The following is a 19,094-nucleotide window of genomic DNA, read 5'->3' as shown; positions in this document are numbered from 1 at the left end:
AGCAACTTCATAGGTGTAATATTTTTTTTTGATCATTAAAGAACGATCGTTCAAAAAAAGAAGGCCGAATCGAATAGATCCCAAATTTGTGAAAAGGAGCTGTTAACTATGGATATTTCAAAACAAGTTGCGTTGGTTACTGGTGCTAACCGAGGGCTTGGCCACCACCTTGCAAATGAGCTTCTCTCTAGAGGAGCCAAGGTTTATGCCGGAGCGAGAGACTCAAAAACAATTCAATTGCCAGGAGTGATCCCAGTACAACTGGATATTACGGATTCCCAATCGGTAGCTGAAGCGGCACGGGCGGTTCCCGATCTGACTTTGCTGATCAACAATGCAGGATCACATACAGGAGCATCATTGCTTGATGGGGATATCGATCAGATTCGCTTGGATATGGATACTCACTTCTTCGGCACATTATCGATGATTCGTGCTTTTGCACCGATTATTGAAAAAAATGGCGGTGGGTCCATTCTAAATATCCTCTCCACCCTGTCCTGGTTTAGTGTGGGTGTAACTGCATATCCTGCCGCAAAATCGGCTGAATGGAATATGACGAATACGCTTCGTTTGGCTCTGGCTGAGAAAAATATCAGGGTGGCTGGGCTGCATGTGGCATATATGGACACGGATATGACAGCAAATGTTAAAGCACCTAAAGCTAGTCCTGCTGATATAGCCAGAATCGCGATCGATGGCATTGCAGCTGATAGCTATGAAATTATAGCCGATGATTGGAGCCGCAAAGTGCAGCGTGACTTTGCTGGCGGCATACAAGCCGTGTATCCTCAATTGTTCCAATAAGAAAAATAAGGAGCGGAATTATTATGGCAACTGTGTTGTACGTGACAGCACATCCTTTCCAAGACGATTCTCACAGCTTGCGCGTGGGCAGACATTTTATCGAAACTTATCAGGAAGCCAACCCCGGTGATGAAGTCATTCATCTGGATCTGTATCGCATGGATCTTCCGCAAATCGACGCGGATCTATTGAGACGTTGGGGTCAACCGGCAAGCGGATCTTCCTTTGATGAGCTTAGCGAAGAGTCGAAGAAAAAAGCGGTACGGATGAGCGAAATTGTAGATCAATTCATGGCGGCGGATAAAATCGTCATTGTCAATCCGGTATGGAACTATTCTTTCCCGTCAATCCTGAAAATGTATCTTGACGCCGTTTTGGTTCCGGGTAAAACGTTTACACGAGCCAATAATGGATTGCGGGGGTTATCCGGTCTGATGGGAACGCAGCAAGGTAAGAAGGTAATGCACATTCAGGCTTCCGGTACGGTGCTTTCCCATGGAAAATTTGAAGATGTAGAATTTAGTCATCGTTATATCAAAGCCGCGATGAATTTCCTCGGGATAGAAGATGTACGAGCGATTTTTGTTGAGGGCACCAGTGAGCATCCGGACAAGGTGCAAAACATCATGGAACAAGCGATCCGGCAAGCCGTATCGGCAGCCAAAAACTTTTAAAATAATAAAGTTTTTCCGGCTACAATTAGGAATTCTTGAATTCTTGTTGTAGCCTTATTTTATTTCAAGCGCATTATTCAGGAGCTTTTTGGGAGGAAAGCGGGAAGAAAGTGGGAGGTGATTTAATCCAGTCGCTAATCCTTTGGACCTCCGCCAGATCTTGCGAGGTAAGGATAATTGTTGGGCTTAAACATACTCGCTGAAAATCCCAGGCATCCTGAACTCGATATAAAAAAGCTGCAAGGGAAAACGAACCTTTATCGTTTAAGAGTAGGGACTTGTCTCATTCTCTACAATATTAGAAAATCTTTTAGTTGCATATGTCGTAACAATTGGTTCACGACGCAATGTACATAAATGACCCATACAAGCCACTTTGTATGGGTCATTTTTTGTAGATTGTTCAATAAAATTTTATCTCTTCACCAAATCCTCGCGAATCGGCGTAAAGACGTCTAGCAGGGCGGAGTTTTCCTCCAGCGCGGTGACGCCATGTTTCGCGTTTCCGGGAATATTAATCGTGTCTCCGGCTCCGATGCAGTATTCCCGGCCATCGATGCGGAAAATAAAGCTTCCGCGCAGGCAATAGCTCATTTGCTGGTGGAGGTGGCTATGCTCGTAACCTTCGGCCCCTTTGGCAAAATGCACTTCCATCATCATCAGACTGTCCTCGGCTCTTAAAATGCAGCGTTTCACGCCCGGTTCGGCATTTTCCCATACTCCAATATTGCTCATAGATTTAACTCCTCCCGTAATTGGATTGCGGCAGCAGGACGCAAAGGCGGTTGGCTTCTATTTGCAGCGATTGTCCGATTAGTTCGCCGCCGTTTCCTCCGTTTCCGCCATTCGCCTGATTTTGCCCGCCCAATAATCTCAATGATCCCAAGGCTGCTAGATGTAAAGTTTGCGTTCGCTTCAACCCATTCATTACAACGATACACCATGCCCCGTCGGGTTTGGTGATTTTGTAGCAGCGCACTTGCGGCCGAGGATCGGAATGGGGGGGATCGGTTCGATGCGGCAGGCTACCTAGATCAATAGCTTCGATGTGAGCCCTCAGTTCCCCTTCTTCATGAGGATGCAGCAGCACCAAATAATCATCGCTTGCCCGGCCGTATACTTTAAAATGCTGCTGCACCGGCAGAGGGTAGTTGCCGGCGACGGCGCCTTGATCCGTGACGATCACAGGCCGCTTCGGTTCGGCGATGACGGCGCTTAATTGCATGCCGCCCAGACAATACGCGTCGATGTGCTGTTCCCCAATATCCGCTCCGGTGCTCAGCGTATGCAGGTTCCATACGCGTCCCGACTCACCGTCGATGCGGTCCCAGACCAGGTAAACTTCCAATCCGGCTTTGATAAAAACAAAATGCCGGTGATATTCGCGGATGTTCGGATCGGGGATCCGGCTTCGGACATAATCCAGTTCCGCGGAGAAAGCCACCTGTTCGCATTGGCTGCGCAGCGGGACTTCCTGCCATTCTCCCGCAGGGCCGGCAAACTGCACGACATTGTGGGCCGCGCTGGACACGTACCAATGCCTGTCGCCATTGTAGTAACCGCCGGTTCCAGAGTCGAGCGTCAAAGGCACCTGATGGCTCCAGATCGAGAAATGCCCCTCATCGTGATGGGCATGGTAGGTAAGCGGGGAAGCCTCGTAAATTGCATAATGCTCGTACCGGTTCGGACCCTGCGGATTGCGGAAAATCACGTAGCCCATGCCGGGATAATGAAGCGAACCTAATTCGGGAGCTTCTTCCGGCAAATCCGGCTCGGGAAACAGCAGGGCCGCGAGCGGGTAGGGAGAAGCGCCGGAATCCCGGACGGGCGCACCCCCGCGCCGCCAAGCCCACATCATTTCCTTGGCCAACTTGGGGTCATTCTCCATGTAAAAAGGAGCCGCATAACCCAGCAGCCGGAACCAGTGCTCCTGCACATTGGCATCGCCGACCGCTGGCGTCAGCATGACGGCGGGGCTGTCCGGCCCGGCTTGAATCCGGTCCGCCGGCACGGCCGTTCCGATCAAAAAACGGTACATGCTTTTGACCTTCTCGTGCTGAAAATAATCGACTCCCTTGAGCCGTTTCAGCAGGACGAAAAATAGAAAATAACGATGGAGCACCGCGCCATGGTATCTGATATTTTCCGGCCAGGCTCCGCAATCGTCCACAACGTGATCGAGCTGCCAATCCACCACCGCCAAGGCGTGCGCCAGATATTCCCCCGCCTTCGGCTCCTGCGGGAACAGCAGAGCATACACTCCCAGGCCTGTGGCCCGGTCCGCGTTCCAGTTGCTGCGCATCCCGCCTTTTTCATCAGGGAATTCTGCGAGGTCATAACGGTAATATCCCGTATCCATCATTAAATTGGAAATATAGCGGAAGTGCTCCAATAGCGCTGCTGTCTCATCCCGGTCAAACACACCAGAAGGGGCGATCTGGCGATAGATCACCGAGATGACCGCCAAACCTCTGCCGATATGGACCGCACCGTAAACATCGTCGTCATGCCAACCCGTGGCTTTAAAAATGTCCATGCCCTGGATCATATCGCGCAGCATGTACAGTAATTTTTGCTTACAGCGCTCGGCGCTGGAGAAATCGCCTTCCACCATAAACCGGTTGGCGTCCGCTCCGGCCGCTTCTAGAAAATAAGACCAAGGGCTTGGCGTGGGCCGGTTGAAGGGAGGAGAACATAGGGGAATTTCGCGCTCCAGCGGGCCTTCGCTGCTCCGGAAACGAACCTCCGTATAAACACCAACGGTTAAGGGAACTTCCAAACTCAGCGTAATCTGGACGCTGTAGTGTTCGCCCGCCCGCATGGGAATCGGCGCGCCGTAATGCAGCACAGTGTCCGCATCCGCCGAGGCATTGGCCATGCAAACGCACTGTGCTTTTACCGTGGTGTCCGCGCCGCTGGCCGGTGTTACCCCGGAAGGCTGCATGGCCGCCGCGCCTAAGGGCAGGGGTTGAAGCCGAAGCTCGCTTCCATCCGCCACTTCGGCCTCCCAGTGGGCTAAATCCTGCGCAAAATTCGCGTTCTCCAGCTCCACGGGCAGCCCGCGCTGGGAAAACGTCAGCCTCATGCCGCTGATGCGGGCCGTCCCTTTTCCGGCGATATGAATGGAAATGAGCCCATATCGGACTCCTTCAGGCACCTTAAACACAAACGGATACGTACGAAAATTGGCTTGCTCTCTAAGCGGAGCGGTTATGGCCCGGGCGGCATAACGCTGCGAGAGCTCTTTTTGCCGTAGATACTCCTCCTGCAGCGCGGGATTTGTCCTGATGCGGTTTCGCACAGCCTCCAGTTCACCCGCATCGTACAAGCCGTAAGAGGCTGCTGCCCCTTCGCCGTTCATAGGTTTCATCGTCCTCGTCACCCTCCTAAAAGTTGAAGTTCCAGTTCAACGATAATCATCTCTCGTCCTAATTCTAATTGAATACAGGCTGCCGCCGGGATGGAGAAACAAGCGAAGGGCAGGGGACAAATCGACTGAAAAGTGATTTTCCCCCCTTAACACAGTGGGTTTCTCCCTAACCGCTTCCGCCTGCGGGCTTTTATCTTAGGATTAAGAAAAGCAACGCTTGATGACAGGAGGAAAAACAGTGAACAACGCAAAACGCCAAATCCATGCCTGGACGTTCGTCGTGCCGAGTCTGATTTTGACGCTGGTGTTTGGGGTGTATCCGATTATTTGGGCGCTTAAGTACATGTTTTACGATTATCAGGGGTATGGTGAACCTTTGTTTATCGGACTGAATAACTTCGGGCGGTTGTTCCGGGATACGGAGTTTTGGCAGTCGGTGTTGAATACGTTCGTGTATGCTGGCGGGAAGCTGCTGGTGACGATTCCTTTGTCCTTTGTGCTGGCGGTCATTTTGAACCGGGCTTTCGCGGGAAGGCAGCTATTGCGGGCGGTGTATTTCCTCCCTACCATCGTAAGTTCTTCCGTGATGGCGATTGTATTCTATGTCGTGTTCAACTCCTACAACGGGATGATCAATCAGATGCTGCTCGCCTCCGGCATCATTTCGGCCCCCATAGACTGGTTAGGGCCCAAGTATGCCTTGCTAACTTCCATTATTGTGGCGATTTGGGGAGCGATCGGCAACTATATGCTGCTGTTCCTGGCCGGGCTGCAAAATATTCCCGAAGATCTGTACGAAGCTGCATCCCTGGATGGAGCCGGACCGGTCCGCAAAATGTGGAGCATTACCGTGCCGATGCTGGGACCGGTGCTGCAAATGATCGTGATGTTGGCGATAATCGTCTCGTTAAAAGGGTACGAGAGCATCATGGTGCTGACGGAAGGCGGACCTTACGGCAAGACGAATGTCATGTACCTCTATTTGTATAAATTATTTTTCCCGGTATCCAGCGGGGGAGCAAGCGCCCAGCAATTCGGATACGGGAGCGCGGTCGGTTTTGCCACGGCGGTCATCGTCGGGGTGATCACTTTGCTTTACTTCCGTCTTTCCAAAAAACTGAACGAAATCTACTGACAGAGAGGAGATAAGCCGATGAATAAGATATCAAGCGTTCTATTATGGATATTTCTTTTGGTCGTCGCCGTATTTACCTTATTTCCGATCCTGCTTGCTTTCTTCGGCTCCTTAAAGTCGAATTTGGAGCTGACCACGGGCGCTACGCTACTTCCAAACGAGTGGAAATTCAGCAATTACGCGCAGGCCTGGGAGGTCGCCAATTTCGCCCGGTTTACCTGGAACAGCGTGTTTACCAGCTTTTTTACGACGGTCGGCACGCTGCTGATCGGGACAATGGCCGCCTATGCCGTGGCGAGAATCGATTTTATCGGGAAAAAATTTTATGTGCTGCTGCAATCCGGCACACTGTTTATTTCCATCGGCGCGGTGGTCCTCAGGCCGCAATTCGATCTGATGGTGGCGCTACACCTGCAAAAATCACTTTGGGGCGTCATTATCTTGCTGATCAGTGCCCATGCCACAGTCTTTTTTATGCTGATCGGGTTTGTGCGCGCTATTCCGAAGGAATTGGATGAAGCCGCTTACATTGACGGTTGCAATTTTTACAGCACGTATTATAGAATTGTACTGCCTTTGCTGGCCCCGGCGTTGGGCGTGGCCGGACTTTGGAGTTTCCGCGGGGCGTGGAACGAATATATTTTGCCATTGGTGTTTACGATGACCCAGCCCGAATTGCAAACATTGACGGTGGGGCTGGCCAGCCTGAAATACGGCGTGGGCGACGCCGCGCAGCCGCAGCTGATGTTGGCCGGCGCCTGCTTGTCCATCCTGCCGATGCTGGTGGTGTACGTGTTCGCCAATAAATCGTTTATGCAAATGACGGCGGGTTCGGTGAAGGGCTGACCTTCGGGAATGGATGTTGAACTAGATGTACCTGTTTCCATTCTAACGGTTGCCACAGCGGCTATTTGCGTGAGCAACGCCGATTTCAAATTCTAACGGTTGCGATGGCGCTTATTTCGCTAAAACCCAGCTATTTTGCTCAGATTAAGGCAAATAACAACGCTCACAACCGTTAAAATCTAAAAAGGGTCTTTTTTCGCAAAATAGCGGCTGCTGCAACCGTTAGATTCCCGCCGGGCGCGGGCCCCCATTCCGGTACCATTAGTAATTCAACTTTTATCGTGGCGGGCAGACATTACGAGGAGCGTGACGGCATTGAAATCCTGGATCTACCGAACTTCGCTGCAAAAAAGGATATGGATCTCTTTTGCCGTGCTGACGGTGCTTTGCATCGCGGTGACGGGCCTATGTTCCTATTTGATCGCGGCCCGCGCGATGGAGCGTAATTCCGTGGAGTTGAACCGCAGCGTGCTCAACCAGTCCGTCAACGTGCTGGACCAGAAGCTGAAGCAGATCGTCGTGGCTTCGTCCACAATGACCCTAAGCGAAACTTACAAACAAACGATTCGCGATATTCAGGCTGACAACCGCAGCCGGTATTTCGCGAATTTTTCGCTGCTTCAAGGCCCTTTTTCACAAGCCGAGCTGACGGAAAACTCGATCGATTCGATCCTGATCACCACGCCCGGCGGCGACTTCTATTCCAGCGGCAAAATCCGCAAATCCGGCGTGCCGTTTACCTCCACCGCCATTTACCAGCGGATCAAAGAACATCCCGATACCCGGTGGATCGAGAGCCATGAGGATGAGTTGTTTGCCGGAAAACACCGGGTTGTCACTTTGGTTTTGCAACCGCTAACAGAAAGTAATGTTCCGGACGTGTTCTTGATCGTCAATGTCGATGAGAAGATGCTGGGCCAGGTGGTCCGGGAAGGGCTGAATCCCGGCGCGGCGCATTTTTTGCTGATCAACACCGCCGGGGCCAGCGTGCTGGGGGATCAGGGACGGCCGGAATGGACGCGCTCGCCGGAATTTATCGATCAACTGCGGGAAAATAAGGCCGGGAACTTCGAATATAAAAGTTCGGAAGGCACGATGCTGGTCAGTTACGCTTCCTCCGCGTTTGCCACGGACTGGATTTTGGTCAGCTATTTGTCCAAAACGGATCTGCTCGGCCCCGTGCTCCAGATCAAGTGGCTGGTGCTGGCGATCATGGCCTGCTGCATCCTGATGGCGCTGCTGCTGGCCCGGTATTTGTCGAGGCTGCTGCTATCCCCGTTACTGAAACTGCAAAGAACGATGAAACGGGTCGAGCAGGAGGATTTGCGGGCGCGCTTCGTAAGTCCGTTCCAGGATGAGATCGGCGAGGCCGGACGGAAGTTCAATCAGATGCTCGACCGCATCGGTCAGCTTATCACCGAAGTGAAGGAAACGGAGAAAGAGAAGCGGAAGGCGGAAATTAAAGCGCTGCAGGCGCAAATCGACCCGCATTTTTTATATAACACGTTAAATACGATTTTCTGGAAATGCGAGATGAACGAATATGAGGATGTCAAAGAGATGGTGCTTTCGTTATCCGCGTTGTTCAAGTTGGGGCTGAACCAGGGACAGGAAATTACGACCTTGGGCCGGGAGCTGGAGCATGTTCGCCAATATTTGAACCTGCAGCAGCAATGTTACGAGGGATTGTTCCAATACGCCATCCATGCGCCGCCCGAACTGCTTAACTTGCCGGTGTTAAAAATTATCATTCAGCCGCTCGTGGAAAACTCCATCCTGCACGGTTTGCAGGACAAACGGGATTCCGGCATGATCCGGATCGCGGCGGAGGCGAGGGGTAGCAGCTTAATCATTACGGTTACGGATAACGGGGTTGGATTTGATGCCGAGCAAATGAACGAGAAACTGCAGCTCCCCGCGGGCGGCAAAGGGTATGCGTTATTCAATATTTGCAATCGGTTAAATCTGTACTACGGCAAGGAGGCCGGGCTGCGCTTTGCCAGCCGCCCCGAGGAAACGGTGGCCGTCATTACCATTCCAATGGAAAGCGGGTTAAGCCATGAATCGAAACGAACCGATGAAAATCTGCATTATTGACGATATTCCGGCGGTCGTGCGCGGACTGTCCACACGGATTCCCTGGGAGGAGCACGGTATGACGGTCGCGGCAACGGCCGCCAATGGCTTAGAGGGGCTGGAGTGCCTGCGCCGGGAGCGTCCCGACATCGTGCTGACGGATATCCGCATGCCGCTGATGGACGGGCTGGAGATGGTGCGGACGATTGTGCCGGAGCTGCCGGAGGTCAAAGTGATCTTTTTTACCGCGTATACCGATTTTGCCTATGCCCAGGATGCTGTCAAGTTGGGCGCGTTCGATTTTATCGTCAAGCCCTTTACCCCCGCGAACGTGCTGGATGTGGTGCTGAAAGCGAAGGAAGCGCTGGAGCGGGAGCGCAGCAAAACCGAGTATATGCAGGGCATGGAGCGGAAATTAAGGGAAAGTCTGCCCTATCTGCGTCAGGAGTTCATGCGTCTGCTCATCCGTTACGGCACCCGGCAGCAGAGCCAAAGCCAGCAGTGGGATTTTTACGGGATTACGATGGAGCCAAACGGTTTCTGGGTGATGGTGGCGGAAATGGACGGGTTTTCACAGCGGACGGCGGATTTGCCGGTGAACGAGGTGGAGCTGATCCGGTTTGCCGTGCAGAATATTTTGGAGGAGACCGTCACTTCCTATACCAGGGGCATTGTGTTCCGCGAAAATATCAACCAATTCGTCATCGTCGCCAATCCGGGGGCCTCCCTGGATGCCGGGCAGCTGGCGGAGAAATGCCGCGAAAATGTCCGTAAACATACCTATTATACTGTGTCGATCGGCTTGGGCGGCGAAGTGATTGAGACTGCGCAGTTGTCCGTTTCGTACGCGCAAGCGCTGGCCGCGTCGGCCAACACCTTTTTGTCCGGCGGCAACAGCGTATATCAGTACGAGGAGGGGGACAGCCGGGGCGCGGCCTGGCCGCAGTATTCCTATGACAAGGAGAAGGAGCTGCTATTTTGCTTGCGTTCCGCGAATGTGGACAAGGCGGAGGAGCAGCTCCACAGCATCTGGGACGAATGGATTTCGGCCAGCAAGCATCCGAACCCTGCGCTTTTGCAAACGTTATGCCTGGAGCTGGCGCATTCCATGCACCGGGTGTTTGCGGAAAAAGGTTCGGCAGAGGAGATTCAGGAGCTGGAGAGCCAGCTGGCGGAGATGAACAAGGCGGCCACGTTTGAAGCGCTGTGCGGCTTGATCCGGGATTTCTGCCGGCAGGGCTGCGCCCAATTGCGCAAGCGGCAGGTGAGCGAGTCGCGGCTGCTGGTCGAGCGGGGCGTTGCCTACATTCAGAGCCATCTGCAGCAAAATTTATCCGTGGCGGACTGTGCCAAAGCGGTGCATTTGAGCCCGAGCTATTTTTCCAACTTGTTCAAAAAAGAAATGGGCGTCACCCTGGCCCAGTATATTACCCATTGCCGGATGGAGAAAGCGAAGGAACTGGTGCTGGAGGGAATGCAGGTGCAGGATATCGCCGGATCGCTGGGCTATGAGGATCGTCCGTATTTTACCGAATTGTTCAAAAAGCACACCGGGATGACGCCAACGGAGTTTCGGATGAAATATGCCGCGTGTGCCGAGGCGTGAAAGTGCGAGTTCAAAAATTCGGGTTTCCAGGACCGAGAAGATTGGATGAAGCTAGGGACTGAGTAGCGGAGCGTAGGTGAGCCTACGTGAGCAACGGAAGGCCCGGCTGAATTCAAGATTCGACGTCGAATCAACCCCTTGAACTGCTTCGTCATGGGAAGACGACTTTTTGAACAACCTCTGAAAGAGTCGTTTTCTCACCCCCGGAGAGTTGTTTTATCCTTCACGAGACGGAAGGCGGATGATTTATATTTTAAGTGGAAATGAATGCGATTACATTGTTCTAAGGGGGCATATTCATGAGTGTTAGAAGGCGGTTTGTGTCGGGAATGATCTTGTTGTTGGCGGGAGTTTTGGCGGCCTGCTCACCGGCGGGCAACAGCGGTGATTCAAAGGCAAACGCCGGCGCAGAAGACATGAAGACGAAGCTTACGTATTGGACGATTGACCGTCACGACACCGATTTTATCGAGCAAAAAATCAAGGAATACGAAGAAAGCAATCCCGATGTCGAGATTGAAATGAAGGTGATGGCGGAAAACTATGAACAATCCGTAGAAATCGCCTTTGCCAGCAATCAGGCGCCGGACATCTTTCGCATCACGGGAAAAATGCCGATTTGGGTGGAGCGAGGTTACCTGGAACCGTTTGATGATTACCTCTCGCCCGAAATGAAGGAAAACTTCAAAAACGTCCTGATCGAGGAGAAAAACATGGTTGACGGCAAAATATATACCCTGCCGAGTACGGGGCAATTCTGGAGACTGATCTACAACGTCGATCTGTTTGAACAAGCGGGCATTGACGGGCCGCCGGCGACGATTGCGGAAATGGTCGAGGACGCCAAGAAGATCACGGAAGCGGGCAAGGATATCGGTGCTTACGGGTTTGCCGGGAACTTCAAGAGCGCCAGCGGCTTTGAGCGGATCGCTTATCCGATCGTGTCGCTGAGCACAAACACGGGAAACGAGGGCTTCAATTTCCAAACCGGACAGTTCGATTTTACCGTGTATAAAGAAGTGCTGCAGGCCCTGCATCAAATCAAAGCGGACGGCAGCATGCTGCCCGGCTCCGAATCGCTCGACATCGATCCGCTGCGGGCCCAGTTCGCGCAAGGCAAGATCGGCATGTATTTCAATCACTCCGCAGAACCTAGCGTGTACAAAACGCAATTTCCGACGGACATCCGCTGGGCCGCGGCCATGCCGCCGACGATCGACGGTCAGCAAAACGGGGCCGTTCAAGTCCTTGCCGGCAGTTACTTGGCCTTAAGCAGAAATTCCGAGCATAAAGAAGAAGCTTGGAAATTTATCGAATGGATGTACAGCGACGAGGTACGGATCGCCTATCAAGAGGGAGGATACGGCATCTCCGTCATCCCGTCCGTGTCGGCCAAAGCCAAAGCCCCGGACATCGCCGGCATCGAAAACTTCCTGCCGACCTCGCTGGACGGCATCTACCCCGCCACCCCGCTGGTCGCCACCGAAGGCCGCGTCGAAGGCGCCAAAAAAGTCGACGTCTTCAACAAATTCATCTTCGACGGCCAGAACCTGGACAAGGTATTGAGCGATCTGAACGCCCGCTATAACGCCGCGCTTGAAAAGGCTAAAGCAGCAGGGGATACCACGATTGAAGCGGATTCGGGATTTAATGCGGCGAATTTGCAGGGGTCGTTGGTGGAGAAGTAGAATAGTGAATACGGAAGACAAGTCCAGTTGCATATTAACTTGGCTTGTCTTTTTTTCGTTTAATTAGGGCGTTTCGCCTTAAATATGTAAATCAGATAATCCGCAACAAGCCCCACCAATAAGAAGCTCCCAAAGTGTACATCAATCCTAAAACGTCCTGCTAGCCTATGGTTATTTTCCATTGGGTCGTTTGGAGATATTCGTCTGACCAAGAATGTAGTCAATACTTACGTTGTAAAATTCGGATAACTTAATCAACACAGAACTCGGTACATCCAAGTTCCCGCTTTCGTATCGGGAATAAGTTGCTTGAGAGATGTTCAGATAATCTGCCAATTGTTGTTGCGTCAAATCCCTGTCTTCACGCAAATCGCGTATTCTTTTGTACATCTTTCTTCACCCAAGCTAAGTTTAAATTATGCGAAAACTGCATATTGAGTTTTATGCAGTTTTCGCATAAAATTGATTTATACGGAAAGTGTTAGCTGTTTTTTAGGTTTTTAACGATACTGTTCACAATTCTTAAGGAGGAGAGTGAAATGAAAAGTATTCTTAATAGAGTCGATTACGGAATGAATCTTATCAATAGGATATTGGCCAGGCTGCTCCCTAAGTAGTCGCTTAGGCATATCAAGATGTTTATGATAGAAAGCCAAAGGGTGGTTCTTTTTAATAGGGACATGGGGATCACCCCTCTATTGTAATCATCAAACCTGACACTCTTTGTCGCCAGTGCTATTTATTTTCCATTGTGACGTTTGAACATATTCGTCTGACCCAGAATATAGTCAATACTTACGTCGTAAAATTCGGATAACTTAATCAACACAGAACTTGGCACATCCAAGTTCCCGCTTTCGTATCGGGAATAAGTTGCTTGAGAGATGTTCAGATAATCTGCTAATTGTTGTTGCGTCAAATCCCGGTCTTCACGCAAATCGCGTATTCTTTTGTACATCTTTCTTCACCCAAGCTAAGTTTAAATTATGCGAAAACTGCATATTGAGTTTTATGCATTTTTCGCATAAAATTGATTTATACGGAAAGTGTTGGCTGTTTTTTAGGTTTTTAACGTTACTGTTCACAATTCTTAAAGGAGGAGAGTGGAATGAAAAGTATTTTGGAGGAACTTTACAAAGGAAACCTTAACCCTGAAGCGCGAACGGTCCCCACAGATCCCGAATATCGTTCGATCAATGGAGAAATTTCTGATTTGATGTTGGAAGTCAAACAAAGATTTTCGGAGAACGACTTTAAAACTCTTGAGGAAATCTTGGATTTGAACGGTGATACTAGTTCCATGCTTACAAGCACCGCTTTTGTCCAGGGATTTAGGATGGGGGCTTTGATGATGGTGGAGGTGTTTTGTGGGGAGGGGAAGGTTTTTAAAGAGTGAAGTTGGTGAGGGCAGCCTAGGATTTTTGTATATAAAATCAGGAGCCAAATGTGCTTGCTGTTATGTGAAAAAGATATAGATATCCATAACTTTCGCTATTTTTTAGCGGGAGTTTTTTTATTATCGAGCAAATAATTATTTGTTCGGCATATTATTCCATATTATAGTAGAATATAACTGTAGGTCATTAAGACTAGTTTTATCAAAGATTGTTTGTATATTAGCTGTATTCCTTAATTCACTAACTTTGTGAATATAAAGTTATATGACATAACTGAAAGGGCGGTAATAAATGAACTTTGAAAAATATGTATCTAATTTTATGTCCTCCTATGATATAGATCTGTCTCCAAAACCTATAGGATATTACAAGGACTTAATGGTATTTTATGATTATTTAAAATCCAGAGATGTAACAGATAATAATATCGATGAGTTTGTAAGAGGATTAGATACAAATACTATTATTTCCAGTATAGATTATTACATAAAGGAGAATAGCATAAAAAAAATTTCTACTGTCCAGAGATATGTATCAGCTGTAAAAGAATTTCTTCTTTACATAATATCTAATGATTATGTTAGTAATGATGCTTTTTTAAAAGAGTTAGGATCTCCGGCTTATAAAGAGGGTTCATTTAGAAACAAGATTAACATCTATTTGGCAGAGAATAGCGAGTTGGATAAATCGACTTCATATGACCCATTAACCCAATATGAAGTAGAGGATTTAATCAAAGAATGTAACCTTGTTCTTGAAATATCTATTACAAAGGTAACAAGAAGTAAAGAGATGAATATGATTACATCAGCATTAATTATAAAACTAATTCTATTAACTGGGATACCGTATCGTGAAATTATTAAAATTCCAGTGGAATCTTATTATAAAACTATCGGATCCTTTAGCATTGATGGTATAAGTATTCGATTACCAGAGGGATTAATTAAACAATTCAACTGCTATTTGGAACTTCGCGAAAAGATAGCTCAGGGAGGAAAAGAATTATTTATTACATATAGAGGAAAGCCACTTCCTAAGGGTACCGCTCAAGTTGTATATTGGCTGAAACAATTGTCAGGCAGACAAGATTTAACAGGGTTAATTAAATTTGCAATAGTTCAAATGATGGACCTAAATATTAATCATATTGCAATAGAAAAATTTACAAAGGTAGGATTTAAAATCATTATGTCATGTAAAGAGCAATTCATAAATGAGCAAGGTTTTTTATTAGGAATTGAATTTGATTCCTTGCTGAGAAGATCACCTGTTTTCGATAAGTTGTAAGTAATGCAAAGTACCACGTGTATGTACAGAAGATGATGCCGAATTATTACAATGGCGCAATATGAAAAAAGAACGGCTAAGGAGTTGTTATTAAATGAAAATAACACAGATGAAAATTTCTAATTTCAGGAGTTTCAGCGAAGAAGAAACAGTGATGGATTTACAAAAACTTACAGCGATAATTGGGGCGAATAGTTCAGGCAAAACAGCTTTGATACATGCGTTACTGAAATTATTTGCAGTTAATCAGATTGAACGTGCTCTAGAACGGTCAGATTTTCATTTACCGATGGGTAAGAAGCCTGAGGATCTAAAAGATGGATCACAGTTGTATATTGAAGTGAAAATTGAGTTTCCAGAGTTGGAAAGTGATGATGAAATTTCAGCAAATACAGTCCCTCATTTTTTTAAGCATATGATTATTAATCAACCAGACGAAAAACCTTATATCAGGATTAGATTAATAGCTACTTGGCATTCAGCTAATACCCCCGAAGGTGTGATTGATGATAAATTATATTACATAACTGTACCCGATACTGAAACTATTACCGATGAAACACTTAAGCCTGTTCAACCCTATGAAAGAGCAGTAATTCAGTTGATTTATATACCAGCTATGAGAGATCCTAATACTCAACTTAAAAATGTATCTGGAACCGTCCTTTACAGATTACTTTCTTATATAAATTGGCCTTCAAACATGAATGATCTAATTAAAACGAATATGAAAGCGGTTGAAGGAGAACTATTTGATGATATTGTCGGAGTAAGAAAGGTAAGGGAAATATTAAAAAAAGAATGGAAAAATTATCATTGGGATGAGCGGTATAACAATGCTGAAATAGCATTTAATAGTTCAACATTATCTTCAATATTAAAAAGAATTGAAGTGCAATTTTCACCTTCATTGTCGCCTACAAATTATTCAGTAGACCAGTTAGGTGATGGTCTGCGTTCATTATTTTATCTTTCTTTAGTTGCATCATTGTTAGAATTAGAGAACACAATAAAAAAAGAATATAAAGAAGCTAAGAAAGATGGTTCAGAATATAATTTCAAAAAAATCCCAACAGTTGTTACAATTCTCGCAGTCGAAGAACCAGAGAATCATATTGCGCCACATCTATTAGGTAAGGTGATGCAAAATCTTAGGACCATTTCAAAAAATGATAACGCCCAAGTTATTATTTCTTCTCATAGTGAATCCATAGTGAAAAATGTTGAACCTATTGAGATAAGACATGTCCGAATTGGTCAGACTGATCAAGATAAACTCGGGGCAACGATTGTAAACGAAATTGTTCTACCAGAAGAAACTGACGAAGCATATAAATATATAAAAGAAGCCATTAGAGTATATCCGGAAATTTATTTTGCAAGACTTGTAATTTTAGGTGAAGGCGATAGTGAAGAAATCATAATACCTAAAGTACTTAAAGTTTTCGGATTAGATATAGAAATGAATGCAATTTCAATCGTTCCACTTGGTGGAGTTTATGTTAATCATATGTGGAGATTATTAAATAAACTTAATATACCTCATGTAACTTTGCTTGATTTAGATAGAGAGCGAAATTTAGGTGGATGGACACGAATTAAATACGTGATCAATCAATTAATATTACACAGAAGCGATAAATTGAATAAAGATAAGTTGCTAGAATATAAAGGTGCTATTCTTAAGGACTCACAGTTAAATGAAATGCATAAATGGCCTCTTAGTGATCAATTGCAAGCAGAAGAATTAAATGTTTGGAGAAAAAAGTTAATGGGAGAGCCTTATAATGTTCATTTTTCATATTCTTTGGATATAGATTTTGTAATGCTAGAAGCATTTTCAGATGAGTATATTCAGATAGCACAAACTCATATACCGGATGAACTTGAAGAACCTAAATCATATAAAGAGAAAGAAATACAAGCAATACAATCAACTCTTAAAAGATCGAATGATGGATATGGTGGTACTTATAACGATATCCAAAAACGATTAATGATTTACTATAATTCTTTGTTTCTTAATAGAAGTAAGCCTAGCACGCATTTTATGGCACTGGCTGCTATTAGTGAAGATAAACTTCGAGAAAAATGTCCTCAGCAGTTACTCGAATTAGTGGAAACTATTAAAAGGTTACTAAAAATAAATTCAAGTATGGTTGGTGCAAAAAATGAGGAATAATATTACTTTCATAAACCCGCTTAATTGGCAAGTAAAAGATGGAATCATACTTGAAAATAATGCTGAAGAGGTTGTACGAAGTTCAAGTAACCATGTAATTATTGCTGGACCAGGGGCAGGGAAAACAGAACTTTTAGCGCAAAAAGCTTGCTACTTACTTGAAACTGATAGTTGCACCGCCCCAAAAAAGATATTAGCTATTAGTTTTAAGAAGGATGCAGCAGAAAATTTAGCAGATAGAGTCAATTCAAGATGTGGAAAAGAATTAGCGAGACGTTTCGAATCCATGACATACGATTCGTTTGCAAAGCATTTGCTGGATCATTTCAGATTAGCTATAAATGAGAAGTATCGTCCTTCAAAAGACTACAGATTGCTTTTAAAGGATAGTGAGTTAGCTGATATTGCAGATAAGTATTTGCCAGTTTTGTATCCCCATTTCCCCAATTGGAGAAGAGTAATTCGTCGTAATAGTGATCTGGCAAATTTGCTTTGTAACATGAAACTCCCTTTGCCTCCATTGAAACCTGACGATAGTATCCAAGTTCATATAAACTTAAGTTTATGGGGAATATTAATAAAAGGGACATTTGATTTTGAAGGCGGTTTGACATTTCCTATGATCTCAAGAATTGCAGATTATTTACTGAGGGAGAACCGCTATATTCGCAATGCATTAAGAACAACTTATAGTCATGTTTTTTTAGATGAATTTCAAGATACTACAGATATTCAATATTCTTTGTTAAAAACATCATTTCTTGGATCCAAATCGACAATAACAGCAGTCGGTGATGAAAAACAAAGAATAATGGTTTGGGCAAGAGCTCAAAAAGGTATTTTTAATCATTTCAAAATTGATTTTCAGGCTATAGAAACTCAATTGTTTATGAACTACCGTTCTTCACCTAAGCTAGTTACTATACAAAATATTGTTTCAAAAAACTTAGAAGAAAATAGTGCCGAAGTGATTGTCACTGATAAATGGGGAGAGCTAGAAGGAATTTGCGAAATTTGGGCATTTAAAAATCATGAAGAAGAAGCCATATTTTTGGCTAATGAAGTTATTAATTGGATTAATATAGAAGGGATTAAACCAAGGGATATTTGTATCATTGTTAAGCAGCACGAGGATATTTATGGTGAAGCATTTAAAAGAAGATTAGCCGTATATGGGGTTCAGGCTAGAGAAGAAAAAGAATACCAAGACCTTTTATCAGAAGAGATCGTGAATATCATATTGAATATGATTACTCTTGCTGTTAAACATCAAGCTCCTGATGCTAGGAAGAATACTATCGATTTTTTGTTCTATATAAATGGTTTCGATGAGAGTACCAAATATGAGTTGCTTTATGAGTCAGAAGATCAATTAAGCAAATTTTTACTAGAATTGAAAATAAAATTGTTAGAACTTGATAAATTAATAGTTAATGAAGCCGCTCTCCAGAAAGTTGTTAGTTCAATTATTGAATTCTTTGATCCAACAAAAATAAAAAACAGTTTTCCTAAATATAGTAGAGGAGACTACTTTGATAATTTAATTAATGAAATAACTATGAAAATACAAAGTGCATATCAAATTAGAAAAGATTGGGGAAATACAGTTGAGGATATTTATGGTAATCATAGCATTCCAATGATGACTATTCACAAAAGTAAGGGTCTTGAGTATGATACAGTTATTTTTATTGGTCTTGAAGATGCTGCATTTTGGAACTTTAACAATAACTCAGAAGAAGATAAAAGAGCATTCTTTGTAGCGTTATCAAGAGCTAAGAGAAGAGTTATATTTACAGCAAGTAAAGTACGAAGAGTACTAAATCGAGAAAGGCATTTAGAAAATATTGAACAAAGTGTACAAAATATAACGACTTTATATAAAATTCTAAAAGATGCTGGAGTATCAATAATTAGGCCGAAGTTAAAAAATGATATCTCTTGATAATTTTAATGGTAAAAAGAAGAGAACACGTTTGGAATAAAGAATACTTATATTCTTCCTGAATGGTCATGGTCTCGA

Annotated in this window: 15 protein-coding genes; 11 read left to right on the top strand and 4 right to left on the bottom strand. The window is 45.6% G+C overall.

Annotated features, from left to right (window positions below):
- Positions 1-108 precede the first annotated feature (108 nt).
- Together EHV15_RS26635 and EHV15_RS26630 are read left to right on the top strand one after the other, a co-directional pair.
- A complete protein-coding gene (locus tag EHV15_RS26635; protein ID WP_128633889.1) occupies positions 109-807 on the top strand; it encodes an SDR family oxidoreductase in 699 nt (232 codons plus the stop codon).
- A 23-nt stretch (positions 808-830) separates the two neighbouring features.
- Positions 831-1,481, top strand: a complete 651-nt coding sequence (locus tag EHV15_RS26630; RefSeq protein WP_128633888.1) for an FMN-dependent NADH-azoreductase — start codon at positions 831-833, stop codon at positions 1,479-1,481.
- Positions 1,482-1,895: 414 nt separating this feature from the next.
- On the opposite strand, the gene EHV15_RS26620 is transcribed toward EHV15_RS26630, so the two are convergent.
- Together EHV15_RS26620 and EHV15_RS26615 are read right to left on the bottom strand one after the other, a co-directional pair.
- A complete protein-coding gene (locus EHV15_RS26620; RefSeq protein WP_128633887.1) occupies positions 1,896-2,216 on the bottom strand; it encodes a cupin domain-containing protein in 321 nt (106 codons plus the stop codon).
- Between the two features lie 4 nt (positions 2,217-2,220).
- A complete protein-coding gene (locus tag EHV15_RS26615) occupies positions 2,221-4,851 on the bottom strand; it encodes a heparinase II/III domain-containing protein (protein ID WP_128633886.1) in 2,631 nt (876 codons plus the stop codon).
- 238 nt (positions 4,852-5,089) lie between these two features.
- On the opposite strand from EHV15_RS26615, the gene EHV15_RS26610 reads away from it, so the two are divergent.
- The 5 genes from EHV15_RS26610 to EHV15_RS26590 all read left to right on the top strand — a co-directional run bounded on the left by EHV15_RS26610 (position 5,090) and on the right by EHV15_RS26590 (position 12,202).
- A complete protein-coding gene (locus EHV15_RS26610) occupies positions 5,090-5,986 on the top strand; it encodes a carbohydrate ABC transporter permease (RefSeq protein ID WP_246061791.1) in 897 nt (298 codons plus the stop codon).
- Positions 5,987-6,004: 18 nt separating this feature from the next.
- Positions 6,005-6,832 (top strand): carbohydrate ABC transporter permease, encoded by an 828-nt coding sequence (locus tag EHV15_RS26605; protein ID WP_128633884.1) that lies wholly within the window; start codon positions 6,005-6,007, stop codon positions 6,830-6,832.
- A 315-nt stretch (positions 6,833-7,147) separates the two neighbouring features.
- The gene (locus EHV15_RS26600) at positions 7,148-8,929 is read left to right on the top strand and encodes a sensor histidine kinase (RefSeq protein ID WP_128633883.1); all 1,782 of its coding nucleotides are present in this window, start codon (positions 7,148-7,150) and stop codon (positions 8,927-8,929) included.
- Entirely contained in the window at positions 8,892-10,514 is a 1,623-nt protein-coding gene (locus EHV15_RS26595; RefSeq protein ID WP_128633882.1) for a response regulator, read from the top strand. Before EHV15_RS26600 ends, EHV15_RS26595 begins: the two co-directional genes overlap by 38 nt.
- Before the next feature lie 299 nt (positions 10,515-10,813).
- Positions 10,814-12,202, top strand: a complete 1,389-nt coding sequence (locus EHV15_RS26590; RefSeq protein ID WP_128633881.1) for an ABC transporter substrate-binding protein — start codon at positions 10,814-10,816, stop codon at positions 12,200-12,202.
- 171 nt (positions 12,203-12,373) lie between these two features.
- Here EHV15_RS26590 and EHV15_RS26585 read toward each other — a convergent pair whose 3' ends face one another.
- Together EHV15_RS26585 and EHV15_RS26580 are read right to left on the bottom strand one after the other, a co-directional pair.
- The gene (locus tag EHV15_RS26585; RefSeq protein ID WP_082207799.1) at positions 12,374-12,592 is read right to left on the bottom strand and encodes a helix-turn-helix domain-containing protein; all 219 of its coding nucleotides are present in this window, start codon (positions 12,590-12,592) and stop codon (positions 12,374-12,376) included.
- A 349-nt stretch (positions 12,593-12,941) separates the two neighbouring features.
- Entirely contained in the window at positions 12,942-13,160 is a 219-nt protein-coding gene (locus EHV15_RS26580) for a helix-turn-helix domain-containing protein (RefSeq protein WP_128633880.1), read from the bottom strand.
- 150 nt (positions 13,161-13,310) lie between these two features.
- Here EHV15_RS26580 and EHV15_RS26575 point away from each other — a divergent pair, with 150 nt between their 5' ends.
- The 4 genes from EHV15_RS26575 to EHV15_RS26560 all read left to right on the top strand — a co-directional run bounded on the left by EHV15_RS26575 (position 13,311) and on the right by EHV15_RS26560 (position 19,016).
- On the top strand, positions 13,311-13,598 hold the full coding sequence (locus EHV15_RS26575; protein ID WP_128633879.1) for a DUF6809 family protein: 288 nt from the start codon (positions 13,311-13,313) through the stop codon (positions 13,596-13,598).
- 292 nt (positions 13,599-13,890) lie between these two features.
- The gene (locus tag EHV15_RS26570; protein WP_128633878.1) at positions 13,891-14,889 is read left to right on the top strand and encodes a hypothetical protein; all 999 of its coding nucleotides are present in this window, start codon (positions 13,891-13,893) and stop codon (positions 14,887-14,889) included.
- A 94-nt stretch (positions 14,890-14,983) separates the two neighbouring features.
- Positions 14,984-17,071: an ATP-dependent nuclease gene (locus tag EHV15_RS26565; RefSeq protein ID WP_128633877.1), complete on the top strand. Its 2,088-nt coding sequence runs from the start codon at positions 14,984-14,986 to the stop codon at positions 17,069-17,071.
- Positions 17,061-19,016 carry a UvrD-helicase domain-containing protein gene (locus EHV15_RS26560; RefSeq protein WP_128633876.1) on the top strand — a complete coding sequence of 652 codons (1,956 nt, stop codon included), beginning with the start codon at positions 17,061-17,063 and terminating at the stop codon, positions 19,014-19,016. The genes EHV15_RS26565 and EHV15_RS26560 overlap by 11 nt, the downstream gene beginning before the upstream one ends.
- Positions 19,017-19,094: the final 78 nt, after the last annotated feature.

This window comes from Paenibacillus oralis (genome assembly GCF_003863965.1).
GTDB lineage: Bacteria > Bacillota > Bacilli > Paenibacillales > Paenibacillaceae > Fontibacillus > Fontibacillus oralis.
The sequence above is the reverse complement of the archived record's forward strand: the minus strand, read 5'-3'. Positions and strand labels throughout refer to the sequence as shown.

Excerpts from the sequence above, each read along its gene's own strand:
- EHV15_RS26620 (WP_128633887.1), bottom strand. The coding sequence starts at position 2,216 with ATGAGCAATATTGGAGTATGGGAAAATGCCGAACCGGGCGTGAAACGC.
- EHV15_RS26560 (WP_128633876.1), top strand. The coding sequence starts at position 17,061 with ATGAGGAATAATATTACTTTCATAAACCCGCTTAATTGGCAAGTAAAA.
- EHV15_RS26585 (WP_082207799.1), bottom strand. The coding sequence starts at position 12,592 with ATGTACAAAAGAATACGCGATTTGCGTGAAGACAGGGATTTGACGCAA.
- EHV15_RS26605 (WP_128633884.1), top strand. The coding sequence starts at position 6,005 with ATGAATAAGATATCAAGCGTTCTATTATGGATATTTCTTTTGGTCGTC.
- EHV15_RS26565 (WP_128633877.1), top strand. The coding sequence starts at position 14,984 with ATGAAAATAACACAGATGAAAATTTCTAATTTCAGGAGTTTCAGCGAA.
- EHV15_RS26570 (WP_128633878.1), top strand. The coding sequence starts at position 13,891 with ATGAACTTTGAAAAATATGTATCTAATTTTATGTCCTCCTATGATATA.
- EHV15_RS26635 (WP_128633889.1), top strand. The coding sequence starts at position 109 with ATGGATATTTCAAAACAAGTTGCGTTGGTTACTGGTGCTAACCGAGGG.
- EHV15_RS26615 (WP_128633886.1), bottom strand. The coding sequence starts at position 4,851 with ATGAAACCTATGAACGGCGAAGGGGCAGCAGCCTCTTACGGCTTGTAC.
- EHV15_RS26590 (WP_128633881.1), top strand. The coding sequence starts at position 10,814 with ATGAGTGTTAGAAGGCGGTTTGTGTCGGGAATGATCTTGTTGTTGGCG.
- EHV15_RS26595 (WP_128633882.1), top strand. The coding sequence starts at position 8,892 with ATGAATCGAAACGAACCGATGAAAATCTGCATTATTGACGATATTCCG.
- EHV15_RS26580 (WP_128633880.1), bottom strand. The coding sequence starts at position 13,160 with ATGTACAAAAGAATACGCGATTTGCGTGAAGACCGGGATTTGACGCAA.
- EHV15_RS26575 (WP_128633879.1), top strand. The coding sequence starts at position 13,311 with ATGAAAAGTATTTTGGAGGAACTTTACAAAGGAAACCTTAACCCTGAA.
- EHV15_RS26630 (WP_128633888.1), top strand. The coding sequence starts at position 831 with ATGGCAACTGTGTTGTACGTGACAGCACATCCTTTCCAAGACGATTCT.